We start from the raw sequence: 12900 nt of genomic DNA, 5'->3' as shown, positions 1-12900 counted from the left end.
ATCTATTTTGCTTACTGAATCTGCTCCGGCGTAACGATCACCCAGTTCTTATCGGCCGTCACCGGCAACCCCTCTTTGGCCTGCGCCGCTGCATGCTTGGCGATCATGCCGTTGATCTGGTCCATGTACTTGGCCTTGCGATTTATCCACAGGTGGATGCCGCCCTTGGCCACGTCGACGCTATGGAACTGCATGTAGCCATCACTGGTTGGGGTATCGCCACCGACCAGCACAGGCTTTTTCCATTCATCGATATAGGTGAGGATCGCGGCTTGCTTACCGGCCATCCAGGTCGCCGGGGTCCACAGGTACGGGGTCAGTTCCAGGCCCATGTTGGCTTGCGGGTCGTAGCTGCCGGCACTGATCTGCTTGCGCGCGGTGGTCAGGGCGCCGCTGCTGCGGTCCTTGAGCAGCAGGCTGACGCCGATCACGTTCTGCGGTTTGACGTTGTAGCCGTACTTGGGATCGGCGGCGACCATGCGCACCAGCTCTTCGGAGGCGGCGCTGATCACGTAGACCTCGATGCCGTTCGCCATCAGCTTGTTGAACAGCTCGGCTTGGCCTGCGAACACTTTCGGCGGCTGCACGTCGATGCGCTTGACCTGATCACCCTCGTAGTAAGTGCTCGGCACCGGCTTGCCCGAGGCCATCAGCTCGTCGACATAGCCCTTGAGCTCCTTGAGGGTGAAGCCAGCAAACACCTGGGCGACCCAGGGGTAACAGACCATGTCGTCGATTTCGCAGAGCCGGTAGTAGTAACTGAACAGGCTCTCCTTGTGCTCGGCGGTGTCTTTGAAGGGGATGAGCTTGAGCGACGGATCGAGCTTGTCGCGGCTGAGCAGGCCCTTGTTCTCCATGAACGGCAGCAGCGATTCCTCGAGGTCGAAGCGGTAGCTGGTGTTGTCCATGTCGAAAACCGCGTAGTTACCCTGGTTGGCATTGGCGGCAATCATTGTGTCCAGTTGTTTGGCAGCCTCGGCCGGCCAGTGCTTGAGTTCAGTGGCCCAGCTGTGCCCGGCCAGCAACAGGGCCAGGCCGGCGGCGAGGATTTTCGGAGCAGACGTCATGTGCATTTCTCCAGAAAAGTGGCCCGCCCACGCTAGCAAAGCCTGTAATGCACACCGACCCGACAGCGACACCGGCACGCCCCTGAGCGGCCACAAGCATTCTGTTTGCGACGCGTCGTTATTCCAAAAACGACTATCGAAATTCCATTTCGATATAAATTCGTTCGTTTTCATGCTGTTAGCATTTCTGTTCGCAATCGCACACAGAGGCGATGCCCCGCCTTTTTTCCTGGAGCTTCAATGAATCTGCCGTTGTCTCTCAATCTGCTGGCGTTCCTGGCCTTGCTGCTAGGCCTGGCGCAAACCCGTCATGGCAACTGGAGCCTGGCCAAGAAGGTCCTGGTCGGCCTGGTCCTCGGCGTGTTGTTCGGCGCTGCCCTGCATGCCATTTATGGCGCCGGCAACCCGATCCTCAAGGCCACCATCAGCTGGCTCGACCTGGTCGGCAACGGTTATGTGCAGTTGCTGCAGATGATCGTCATGCCGCTGATCTTCGCCTCGATCCTCAGCGCCGTGGCACGCCTGCACAACGCTTCGTCGCTGGGCAAGATCAGCTTCCTGACCATCGGCACCCTGCTGTTCACCACGGCCATCGCCGCGCTGATCGGCATCGTACTGACCAACCTGTTCGGCCTGACCGCCGAAGGCCTGGTGGCCGGCACCGCCGAAACCGCACGCATGGCGGCGATCCAGAGCGATTACGTGGGCAAGGTCACCGACCTGAACATCCCGCAGCTGCTGCTGTCGTTCATCCCCAGCAACCCGGTAGGCGACCTGGCCCGGGCCAAGCCGACCTCGATCATCAGCGTGGTGATCTTTGCCGTGTTCCTCGGCATGGCCGCCCTGCAACTGCTCAAGGATGACGCCGAAAAGGGCAACCGCGCCCTGGCCGCCATCGACACCCTGCAAGCCTGGGTGATGCGCCTGGTGCGCCTGGTGATGAAGCTCACCCCGTACGGCGTGCTGGCGTTGATGACCAAGGTGGTGGCCAGCTCGAACCTGGACGACATCCTCAAGCTCGGCAGCTTCGTGGTGGTCTCGTACATCGGCCTGGGCCTGATGTTCGTGGTGCACGGCGTGCTGCTGGCACTGAGCGGCGTGAACCCGCTGCGCTTCTTCCGCAAGGTCTGGCCGGTGCTGACCTTCGCCTTCACCAGCCGCTCCAGCGCCGCGAGCATCCCGCTGAGCATCGAGGCGCAAACCCTGCGCCTGGGTATTCCGCAGTCGATCGCAAGCTTCGCGGCATCGTTCGGAGCGACCATCGGCCAGAACGGCTGCGCCGGTTTGTACCCGGCGATGTTGGCAGTGATGGTGGCGCCAGCGGTGGGCATCGATCCATTTGACCCGCTGTGGATTGCCACCCTGGTGGCGATCGTCACCTTGAGTTCGGCGGGTGTCGCGGGCGTGGGTGGTGGTGCGACCTTCGCGGCACTGATCGTGTTGCCAGCCATGGGCTTGCCGGTCGAGCTGGTGGCCTTGCTGATCTCGGTCGAGCCATTGATCGACATGGGCCGTACGGCGTTGAACGTGAACGGTTCGATGACTGCCGGGGCGATTACCAGCCAGATGCTCAAGCAGACCGACAAGTCGCTGCTGGATGCGCAGGAGCATGCGCAGCTGACGCACTCCTGAGTCCTGCGTCGCCCTGAAGGGCCTCATCGCCGGCAACGCCGGCTCCCACAGTTAGTGCATATGCCAGACACTGTGGGAGCCGGCGTTGCTTTTCAGGCCTTTTCCCAGACCTCGAAGTGATACGCCGGCTTGTCGCCGTCAGCCGCATTCGGCTGGCTCGACGCCAACGTCCACTGCGCCTGATCAAACTGCGGAAACCACGCATCCCCTTCCGGGCTCAGCTCTACCCGCGTCAGGTACAGCCGATCCGCCAGGCCACGCTCGATTGCCTGGGTGTACAACTGCGCGCCGCCGATCAGCATCAGCTCATCGACGCCCTGCTCCAGCGCCCATTGCTCGGCACGCACCATGGCTTCATCGAGCGAGGCGAACACCTCGGCGCCTTCGAGCTGCAGGCCCGACTGGCGGCTGACCACCAGGTTCAAGCGCCCCGGCAGCGGGCGGCCAAGCGAATCCCAGGTCTTGCGGCCCATGATGATCGGCTTGCCCAGGGTGGTGGCCTTGAAATACTTGAAATCCCCCGGCAGGTGCCAGGGCATGCTGTTGTCGATGCCGATCACGCGGTTCTCGGCGAGGGCCGCGATCAGGCTGAGGGGGAGTGATGTTTTCATGCCGGCGAGGATAGCAAAGCCCGATCTTCGATGCCTGAGTTATGCTTTGGGCTGACTTGATCAATGGAAGACCGCGTGACTGCACTGACTGACCTGGACAAACGCTGGCTCACCGAAGCCGTGCGCCTGCGCGAAGAACATGCAGGCCCCTTGGAAGACCAGGAAGCCAACCGCCGCGCCCGCCAATCGGGCGGCGATCTGCCGGCGCGCATCGAAAGCCGCGCCCTGTGGCTGGCCGAACGCGACGGCATGCGCAGCGCCCTGCAGCACTGGAAACAAGGCGCACGCCTGGCACTGGCGGCCCTGGTGGTACTGGCCGTGCTCAGCGGCGCCGGCCTGGCCCTGGCGGCCCTGGGCGACAGCCAGCGCCCGGTAAACGTGTTCTGGGCCCTGGGCAGCCTGCTCGGGCTCAACTTGCTGCTGTTGCTGAGCTGGCTGCTGGGGTTTTTTCTGGCCGGCGAACAGGGTGCCAGCCTTGGCCGTCTGTGGCTGTGGCTCAGCGAGAAATTCGCCCGCGATGCCCAGGCCGCGCACCTGGCTCCCGCTCTGCTGGTGATGCTGCAACGGCAAAAACTCAACCGCTGGCTGCTCGGCCTGCTGGTGCACAGCCTGTGGCTGGTGGCCCTGGGCACGGCGCTGGTGATGCTGTTGGTCCTGCTGGCGACCCGGCGTTATGGCTTTGTCTGGGAAACCACCATTCTTGGCGCCGACACCTTCGTGGCCTTGACCCAGGCCCTGGGTGCCCTGCCGGCGTTGCTCGGCTTCAGTGTGCCGGACGTGGCCATGATCCGCGCCAGCGGCGACACTCAACCGGCACTGGAACTGGCCCGCCAGGCCTGGGCCGGCTGGTTGCTCGGGGTACTGCTGGTGTATGGCATCGTCCCGCGCCTGCTGCTTGCCGCCTTGTGCCTGTGGCGCTGGCGCAGTGGCCGGGCGCGCTTGCAACTGGACCTCAACCTGCCCGGCTACAGTCAATTGCGTGATGCCCTGATGCCCAGCAGCGAACGCCTGGGCGTCAACGATGCCGCGCCTGATGCCCTGCCGCAGATTGTCCGTGGCGTCGGCGAAGAACACAGCAATGGCGCCCTGCTGGTCGGCCTGGAACTGGACGACAAACGCCCATGGCCACCCGCCCTGCCAGCAGCGGTAAGCAACGCCGGCATCCTCGACAGCCGCGAGTCGCGCAACAAGCTGCTCGAACAGCTCAGCCGCTTTCCTCCGGCGCGCCTGGCGATTGCCTGCGACCCGCGCCGCTCGCCCGACCGCGGCAGCCTGGCGCTGCTCGCCGAGCTGGCGCGTAATGCCGGGGCCACGCGCATCTGGCTGCTGCAGGCGATGCCCGGCCAGGCGCTGGACGCTGACCGCCTGGGCGACTGGCACCAGGCCCTGGAGCAACTCGGCTTGAACTATGCCGACACCGCCCCGCTGAACTGGCTGGAGCATGGCCATGACTAAGCCGCTGAAACTGGCCGTGGTCGGCCACACCAACGTCGGCAAGACCTCGCTGTTGCGTACGCTGACCCGCGATGTCGGCTTCGGCGAAGTCTCCCATCGCCCGAGCACCACCCGTCATGTCGAAGGCGCACGCCTGTCGGTAGACGGCGAGCCGCTGCTGGAGCTCTACGATACGCCGGGGCTGGAAGATGCCATCGCCCTGCTCGATTACCTTGAACGCCTGGAGCGTCCGGGCGAGCGCCTCGACGGCCCGGCGCGGCTGGAGCGCTTTCTGCAGGGCAGCGAAGCACGCCAGCGTTTTGAACAAGAGGCCAAGGTGCTGCGCCAGTTGCTGGCCAGCGATGCCGGTCTGTATGTGATTGATGCCCGCGAGCCGGTGCTGGCCAAATACCGCGACGAGCTGGAAGTGCTGGCCGGGTGCGGCAAGCCGCTGTTGCCGGTGCTCAATTTCGTCGCCAGCAGCGACCATCGTGAAGCTGATTGGCGCGAAGCCCTGGCGCGTCTGGGTCTGCATGCGCTGGTGCGCTTCGACAGCGTCGCCCCGCCGGAAGACGGCGAGCGCCGCCTATACGAAAGCCTGGCCTTGATGCTGGAGCACTCCCGCAGCGCACTGCAACGCCTGATCGACGATCAGCAGGCCCAGCGCCAGGCCCGACGTGAAAGCGCCAAGCGCCTGGTCGCCGATCTGCTGCTCGACTGCGCCGCCTGCCGGCGCAGCGTGGTCGCCGAACCTGGCGCCGAAGCCGTGGCCATCGAAACCCTGCGCCGCGATGTGCGCCAGCGCGAGCAACGCTGCGTCGAAGCACTGCTCAAGCTCTATGCCTTTCGCAAGGAAGACGCTGCCAGCAGCGACCTGCCCTTGCTCGACGGGCGCTGGGGCGATGACCTGTTCAACCCGGAAACCCTCAAGCTGCTCGGTGTGCGCCTTGGCAGCGGCGTGGCGGCCGGTGCGGCGGCCGGGGCCGGGGTCGATTTGCTGGTCGGCGGCCTGACCCTCGGTGCTGCGGCGCTGGCCGGGGCGATTGCCGGTGGCGCCCTGCAGACTGCCCGCAGCTATGGCTCGCGCCTGCTCGGCAAGCTCAAGGGCCAGCGTGAACTGACGGTGGATGACAGCGTGTTGCGCTTGTTGGCGCTGCGTCAGCACCAGTTGATTCATGCCCTGGACGCCCGTGGCCATGCGGCGATGGAGCGGATCAAGCTGGCAACACCACAGGAGCAGACCTGGCGCGAAGGCAAATTGCCGGAAGCGCTGAGCAAGGCGCGGGCGCATCCGCAGTGGTCGTCGCTCAATCCGGGGGCGAGGGTCAATCAGGCGGAGCGTCAGGAGCAGATCGATGCTCTGCTGCTAGAGCTTTAGGGCGCTATCGCGGGGCAATGCGGGAGCGGGCTTGCCCCGCGATCAGTAGCTCCAACGCCTTGCCCTTGAGCAGCTGCAGATCAATCACCGGCACATCCATCTCCTTGGCCAGTTCGTCCCACTGACGCATGCGCAAGCTCACCGCACACAGTGGATCCTGCTCGAAAGCATCGGCCTCGGCCTCGGTCATCACTCCACCCTGATACTCCAGGGTGCGCCGGCTGGCCTCACTCAAGCGCTGGTAATAGCCCGGCTGGCGCAAGGTCAGGTAGCGCTTGGCCTCGACGTGGTACTCCACCAGCCTGACCAAACGCTCGCTGAAGCCGCAGCGGCGCAGGTAGTTGGCGCCTACCCGCTCGTGGCTGACCGCGCCGTAACCGCCCATGTCGCCTTCGGCGCCGCCACAGATATGGCCGATGTCATGGAAGAACGCCGCCAGCACCACTTCATCGTCATAGCCCTCGGCCAATGCCAGTTGCGCCGCCTGGGACATGTGCTCCAGTTGCGAAACCGGCTCGCCGATATAGTCCTCATGGCCATGCTGCTGATACAAGGCGAAGACTTCGCTGACTATCTGTTCGGCGCTAGGCATGGTCAGTCGCTCTCCTCCAGCAAACGGGCGATATGTTGCTCGGCCAGGGCCGGGCCGACGCTCATGCCGACGCCGCTGTGCATCAGCGCGGCGCTGACACCCGGCACGACCTGCAGCAAGGAAAACGGCCCCGGCCCGCCAGAACCATAGACGCCCTGCCAGCGTTCGACCACCTCAATGCGCCCGCCGAGCGTCTGCTCGGCCAGCTCGATCATCCAGTTGTCGACCTGCTCGGCGTTGAACGGTGAAGCATCGCTGCCATAGGCATGGGAGTCGCCAATGATCAGCTCGCCATGGGGCGTCGGGCTGATCAGCAGGTGGATGCCGTGCTCCAGCAGGTGCGGGCTGTTGGCCTGCAGTTGCGCTTTCAGCGTCTGGGCCTGCGGCAGGTCGGCGAAGGCGCCGTAGTGCACGCAGCTCAGGCCAGTCAGCAATGCGTGCTGCAGGTCGAGTTTGAAACGCGGCCGGGTGCGCAGCATCTGCAGGCGACAGACCTGCGGTTGCAGGGCGGCGATGGGTTCGGCGAGCAAGGTCTGGTAGTCGTGGCCGGAGCAGACCACAACCTGTTTGGCGTTGAAATCCCCCGCCGTGGTCGACACCCGCCCCGGTTCGATACCGCGCACCAGGGTAGAGAAATGAAACTGTACATCCAGCTCCTGCTGCAGGAAGCGGATCAGGCTCGGCAAGGCTTCGCGTGAATACAGCTGCTGGTCTTGCAGCCCGCGCAAAGCGGCGCGGTGGTGGCGAAACTGGCCGCCGTACAGGTCGTTCAGGGCGGCGCCGCTGAGCAGTTGCACCTGGTAGTCATGTTGTGGCGCACGCTCGGCGCAGAAGGCTTCGAGCAGTTCCAGTTCCAGCGCGGTACGGGCAAACAGCAGCGAGCCATTGGCCTTGAGCTCGAAGCCGGCCTGATGCGCCCAGTGCTTCCAGATGCCGCTGCTGGCCTTGGCCAGCTCGAGCATCTGGCCGGGCGGCTGGCCGGTGACCAGGGCCTGGCCAAAGTTGCGCACCGAGGCGCCCAGGGGCGTGGCGCTGCGCTCGAAGACCCGCACCTTGAGCCCGCGCCGGGCGGCGGCGTAGGCGTGGGACAGGCCGAGGATGCCGGCGCCGACGATGAGTAGATCGGTCATCTGAGGTTCCTTGGAAAATTCAGTGGCCCCATCGCTGGCAAGGCCAGCTCCCACAGAGATATCTGCAGCACAGAGGACCTGTGGGAGCCGGCCTTGCCGGCGATGAAGCCAACCCGGTATTACTGCTGCGCCACCTTCTCCGACTTGCCGTCATAGCGCTTGCGCCACTCGGCGAGGATGCTGTCGCGGTTCTGCGAAGCCCAGGCGAAGTCGTTCTTGATCAGGCGCTGTTCGTAGTCAGCCGGCAGTTCGGTCTGCGGCTTGGCGATGCCCGGCTGGGCCAGCACGGCGAAGTTTTCCTTGTACAGCTCCATGGCCGCCGGGCTTGCCGAAAAGTCGGCCAGGCGCTTGGCCGCGTCTTCATGCTGGCTGCCCTTGATCACTGCGGTGGCTTCGATCTCCCAGCCCAGGCCCTCTTTCGGCAGGACGATGTCCAGCGGCGCACCCTGGCGCTTGAGCTGCACGGCCGGGTATTCGAAGGAGATACCGATCGGGAACTCACCCGCCGCCGCCAGCTTGCAGGGCTTGGAGCCGGAGTGAACGTACTGGCCGATGTTCTGGTGCAGGCCGTCCATGTACGCCCAGCCCTGCTTCTCGCCAAAAGTCTGCAGCCAGGCGCTGACATCGAGGAAGCCGGTGCCGGAGGACGCCGGGTTGGGCATGACGATCTTGCCCTTGTACTCGGGCTTGGTCAGGTCCTGCCAGCTCACCGGTTTGCTCAAGCCCTGCTTCTCGGCTTCGATGGTGTTGAAGCAGATAGTCGCGGCCCAGACGTCCATGCCCACCCAGGCTGGCGGGTTGGCGGCATCGCGGTAGTTGGCGCCGATCTTGCCGAGGTCTTTCGGTGCATAGCTTTGCAGCATGCCCTGCTGGTCGAGGATCGCCAGGCTCGACGCGGCCAGGCCCCACACGGCATCGGCTTGCGGGCGGTCTTTTTCGGCCAGCAGCTTGGCGGTGATGATGCCGGTGGAATCCCGCACCCATTTGATTTCGATGTCCGGGTTGGCCTTCTCGAAGGCCTGCTTGTAGCTCTTGAGCTGTTCGGCTTCGAGCGCGGTGTAGACCGTCAGCTGGGTGTCGGCGGCGTAGGCCTGCACGCTGAACGCAGTGAGGACGGCAGCGGCAAGAGCAAGTGGCTTGAACATGATGCGGTTCCTTTGAACGGTACAGGTTGGGAGAGGCAATCAGTGACCCGGCGCGCGCTGGCGCCAGGCTTGGGAGCGTTGCAACAGGCCGCGCGAGGCCCAGGCCAGGAGCAGCGAAACAGTGGCGCTGGTGAGCAGAATCAGGGTCGACATCGCCGCGGCGCCGCCAACGTTGCCGGCGTCGTCCATGTTCAACACGGCGACCGCGGCAAGGATGGTGTCGGGGCTGTAGAGGAAGATCGCCGCCGACACCGTGGTCATTGCCGAGACGAACAGGTAGCGGATGATGTCGAGCAATGCCGGCAGGCAGATCGGCACGGTGACCCGCAGAAAATGCCGGTACAGCGGCGCCTTGAGCGACAGCGCGGCGGCCTCGAACTCGCCATCGAGCTGGCGCAGGGCGGTGGTCGCGGTCATGTTGGCGGTGGTCAGGTAGTGGGCGATGGTGCACACCACCAGCAGCGCCATGCTGCCGTAGAACACATGCAGGGGGTTGCTGGCGAGGTTGAAGAAGAACACATAGCCCAGGCCCAGCACCAAGCCCGGCACCGCCATCGGCACGAAGCTGAGCAAGCGCAGCAGCAGGTTCAAGCCGCGCTGGCCCTTGGTTTTTTCCATCAGGTAGGCGCCGGTGAAAATCACCGCGCTGCCGATCAGCGCCGTACCCAGGGCCATGGTCAGGCTGTTGCGGTAGGCCAGCCAGCCGCCACCGGCGGTTTCGTCGAACTGGTAGTGCTTGAGCGACAGCGACAGGTTGTAGGGCCAGAACTTGACCAAGGAGGAGTACACCGCCATGCCCACCACCAGCAACAGCACTGCGCAAATCAGTATGACCACGGCCAGAAAGCAGGCATCGCGGCGCCGCGAAGGCTGTGGCTGGAACACCTGGGAACGGCCGCTCATCGAGTCGCCCTGGCGGCGGCGCAACCAGGCATCGACAGCGAAACTGAGCAGCGCCGGCACCAACAGGACCATGCCGATCAAGGCACCTCGGCCGAACTGCTGCTGGCCGACCACCGCCTTGTAGGCTTCCAGCGCCAGCACCTGATAATCGCCACCAACCACCACCGGCACACCGAAGTCGGTGATGGTCAGGGTGAACACCAGGCAGAAGGCGGCGAACACCGCCTGCCGGGTCGCCGGCCAGGTGATGCTGTGAAACGCGCGCCAAGGCCCGGCGCCCATGCTCGAGGCGGCATCGAACAGACGCGCATCGGCCAGCGACAGCGCCGACAGCAGGATCATCAGCGCATGCGGGAAGGTGTAGATGGCCTCACCAAGGACAATGCCCCAGAAGCCGTAGATATTGTCGCTGAGCAGCCCGCGCAGCAGGCCCTGATTGCCGAACAGGTAGACCAGGGCAATGGCCGGCAGCATCGATGGCGCCAGCAACGGCAGCAATGAGATGCCGCGCCACAGGCCCTTGGCCGGAATCAAAGTGCGCTGCAGGGCATAGGCGAACAGGTAGGCCAGCGGCACCACGATTGCCGCAACACTGAGCGAGACCTTGAGGCTATTGCCCAGCAGCCAGTGAAAGTTGGCACTGGCAAACAGTTCGCGGGCGGCAACCAGGCCACCGCCCTGACCGGCATCACTGCTGAAACCGCGCCAGAAGATCGCCAGCAGCGGCATCAATACCGCGACGGTGAGCAGAAGCAGCAGCAACCCTTTGCCGCCGACCACGAACAGTCGATCACCCAGTGAAACACCGGAGCGCTGTGCTGCCTTCGCGTGCGCGATCGGCATGGCGATTGGCGCGGCCATCTCAGGCAAACACCTGCAGACTGCGCGGCGGCAAGGCGACCCAGATATCCTGGGAGCCCAGGCGCGGCATCGACTCGGGGGCGACTTCGGCAAGCAGGGCATGGCCCGGCAGTTCGGTGAGCTCAAAACTCATGCGGCAGCGATTACCGAGGAAGGTGATCTCGCGCACCCGCGCCGGGAACAGGTTTTCTTCATGCACCGGCGGGTTGACGCTGATCGCCTCGGGGCGGCAGAACAGGCGGCCGCTGCTGGCCTGGTTGGCCCCGTCGGCCAGGCGCATGTTCAACGTACCGACCTGGGCATGGCTGTCGCTGTGACGCTGGAACGGCAGCCAGTTGCCCTGGCCAACGAACTCGGCAACGAACGGCGTGGCCGGCTTGTCGTAGATTTCCTGCGGGGTGGCGTACTGCTCGACCTGGCCGTTGTTCATCACCGCAATGCGGTCGGCCATGAGCATGGCCTCGTCCTGGTTGTGGGTGACCATCAGGGTGGTGATGCCGAGCTGGCGTTGCAGCTGGCGTAGTTCGCTGCACAGGTGCTCGCGAACCCGCGCGTCGAGGGCCGACATCGGCTCATCGAGCAGCAGCAACGAAGGCGCTGGCGCCAGGGCGCGAGCCAACGCCACCCGCTGTTGCTGGCCGCCGGAAAGCTGGCCGGGATACTTCTTCTCGCTGCCGCTCAGGCCCACCAGCTCGAGCATCTGCGCCACCCGCTGGCGCACTTCGTCGCGACCGCTGCCGGCCAGGCCGTAGGCGATGTTGGCTTCGACGGTGAGGTTGGGGAACAGCGCGTAAGACTGGAACAGAATGCCGTAATCGCGGGCTTGAGGTGGCAGCTCGGAGATGTCGCGGTCGCAGATGTACAGGGTGCCGCGGTCCTGGCGCTCGAGGCCGGCGATGCAACGCAACAGGGTGGTCTTGCCGCAGCCGGAGGGGCCAAGCAGGCACACCAGTTCACCGGCAGCGACGTCGAGGGAAACATCGTGCAGGGCGGTAAAGGCGCCGAAACGCTTGTGGATACCGCGCACCTTCATCTGTGCGCCTGGGTTTGCGACCGCAGTGTTCATGGCAGGACCTCATCGAACGAATGAGGGCCATGCTAGGCGGGCAATGCGAAGGTTCTGTGGCGCAGAGGCAAAAGTTGCCGATAGTGGTATAGGCAGATTTTGGTGTGATCTCGGTTGGCAAGGCTGCGCCTTGCATCGCTGGCAAGCCAGCTCCCACAGGTCCAGTACATGCAGTACCCTGTGGGAGCTGGCTTGCCAGCGATTATCTATATCTCTACCGCCGCCACTTCCTGAGCCAGGCCCAGGAACGCCGCCGGCAACCGCGCCTGGCGCCGCTCCTTCAGGCAATACAGGTATTCATGCATCAGCGGCGCCCCCTCCAGGCTCAGTACCCGCAGCTCGGGGTTATGCGGTACTTCATGGCGGGCAATGATGCTGATGCCGATATTGCGCAGTACCGCTTCGCGAATCGACTCGCGGCTGCCAATCTCCAGCAGCGACCCGACCTTCACCCCCGCCGCTTCCAGCATCTGTTCGGTCAGCTTGCGCGTGGTCGAGCCCTGCTCACGCACCAGCAGGCAGTGCCCGGCCAGCGCCGACAGCGGCAACGATTCACGGCTGGCCAGCACATGGTTGCGATGCACCGCCACCACCAGCGGATCGGTGCCCAGCACCCGCCGCACCAGGCGCGCATCCTCGACCAGTTGCGAAGACGCAGCCAGGTCCACCCGATAGTCTTCGAGCAACTCCAGCACCTGCTGGGAGTTGCCGATCTCCACCGACACCTCCACCTGCGGCAGGCGCTCGCGGAAGATCTTCACCAGGTCGAGGATGTAATACGGCGCCGTGGCGGCGATGCGCAAACTGCCCTGGCCCTGGCCGCTGTTACGCAGAAAGAACTCGATATCGGCTTCCTGCTGCAGCAGCGCCTTGACCATCGGCAGCAGCCGCGTGCCGTCGTCACTGAGGGTCAGACGGCGGCCGCCACGGTAGAACAGCTCGACCGCGTACTGGCTTTCCAGGTTGCGGATCTGCGTGGTCACCGTCGGCTGGCTGAGCCCAAGTTTCTTCGCCGCCAGGGTAATGCTGCCCAGACGGGCAACCATGTAGAAGGCCTTCAACTCGGAACTCAACATACATC

At 64.6% G+C, this 12900-nt stretch carries 11 protein-coding genes; 3 read left to right on the top strand and 8 right to left on the bottom strand.

Annotation, left to right across the window (positions count from 1 at the left end; all coding sequences use genetic code 11):
• Positions 1-11: 11 nt before the first annotated feature.
• Positions 12-1067 carry an HAD family hydrolase gene (locus tag LOY45_RS01095; RefSeq protein ID WP_115089428.1) on the bottom strand — a complete coding sequence of 352 codons (1056 nt, stop codon included), beginning with the start codon at positions 1065-1067 and terminating at the stop codon, positions 12-14.
• Positions 1068-1307: 240 nt separating this feature from the next.
• Between LOY45_RS01095 and LOY45_RS01090 the strand changes: the two genes are divergently transcribed.
• Complete coding sequence (locus tag LOY45_RS01090; protein WP_115089429.1) at positions 1308-2699, top strand: L-cystine transporter; 1392 nt, start codon at positions 1308-1310, stop codon at positions 2697-2699.
• Between the two features lie 92 nt (positions 2700-2791).
• Here LOY45_RS01090 and LOY45_RS01085 read toward each other — a convergent pair whose 3' ends face one another.
• Positions 2792-3310 carry a dihydrofolate reductase gene (locus tag LOY45_RS01085; protein WP_115089430.1) on the bottom strand — a complete coding sequence of 173 codons (519 nt, stop codon included), beginning with the start codon at positions 3308-3310 and terminating at the stop codon, positions 2792-2794.
• 63 nt (positions 3311-3373) lie between these two features.
• Here LOY45_RS01085 and LOY45_RS01080 point away from each other — a divergent pair, with 63 nt between their 5' ends.
• Positions 3374-4765: a DUF2868 domain-containing protein gene (locus LOY45_RS01080; RefSeq protein WP_115089431.1), complete on the top strand. Its 1392-nt coding sequence runs from the start codon at positions 3374-3376 to the stop codon at positions 4763-4765.
• Complete coding sequence (locus tag LOY45_RS01075; RefSeq protein ID WP_115089432.1) at positions 4758-6122, top strand: GTPase/DUF3482 domain-containing protein; 1365 nt, start codon at positions 4758-4760, stop codon at positions 6120-6122. Before LOY45_RS01080 ends, LOY45_RS01075 begins: the two co-directional genes overlap by 8 nt.
• Positions 6123-6126: 4 nt before the next feature.
• On the opposite strand, the gene LOY45_RS01070 is transcribed toward LOY45_RS01075, so the two are convergent.
• From LOY45_RS01070 to LOY45_RS01045, 6 genes are all read right to left on the bottom strand, one after another.
• Positions 6127-6714: a phosphonate degradation HD-domain oxygenase gene (locus LOY45_RS01070; RefSeq protein ID WP_258578639.1), complete on the bottom strand. Its 588-nt coding sequence runs from the start codon at positions 6712-6714 to the stop codon at positions 6127-6129.
• Between the two features lie 2 nt (positions 6715-6716).
• Complete coding sequence (locus tag LOY45_RS01065) at positions 6717-7844, bottom strand: TIGR03364 family FAD-dependent oxidoreductase (RefSeq protein ID WP_258578638.1); 1128 nt, start codon at positions 7842-7844, stop codon at positions 6717-6719.
• A gap of 119 nt (positions 7845-7963) precedes the next feature.
• On the bottom strand, positions 7964-8989 hold the full coding sequence (locus LOY45_RS01060) for a putative 2-aminoethylphosphonate ABC transporter substrate-binding protein (protein ID WP_115089435.1): 1026 nt from the start codon (positions 8987-8989) through the stop codon (positions 7964-7966).
• Positions 8990-9028: 39 nt separating this feature from the next.
• The gene (locus tag LOY45_RS01055) at positions 9029-10753 is read right to left on the bottom strand and encodes a putative 2-aminoethylphosphonate ABC transporter permease subunit (RefSeq protein WP_258578637.1); all 1725 of its coding nucleotides are present in this window, start codon (positions 10751-10753) and stop codon (positions 9029-9031) included.
• A 1-nt stretch (position 10754) separates the two neighbouring features.
• Positions 10755-11819 (bottom strand): putative 2-aminoethylphosphonate ABC transporter ATP-binding protein, encoded by a 1065-nt coding sequence (locus LOY45_RS01050; protein ID WP_258578636.1) that lies wholly within the window; start codon positions 11817-11819, stop codon positions 10755-10757.
• Between the two features lie 206 nt (positions 11820-12025).
• Positions 12026-12895, bottom strand: a complete 870-nt coding sequence (locus tag LOY45_RS01045; RefSeq protein ID WP_045201837.1) for a LysR family transcriptional regulator — start codon at positions 12893-12895, stop codon at positions 12026-12028.
• Positions 12896-12900 lie beyond the last annotated feature (5 nt).

Source organism: Pseudomonas wadenswilerensis (assembly GCF_024749185.1).
Taxonomy (GTDB): Bacteria; Pseudomonadota; Gammaproteobacteria; order Pseudomonadales; family Pseudomonadaceae; genus Aquipseudomonas; species Aquipseudomonas wadenswilerensis.
The sequence above is the reverse complement of the archived record's forward strand: the minus strand, read 5'-3'. Positions and strand labels throughout refer to the sequence as shown.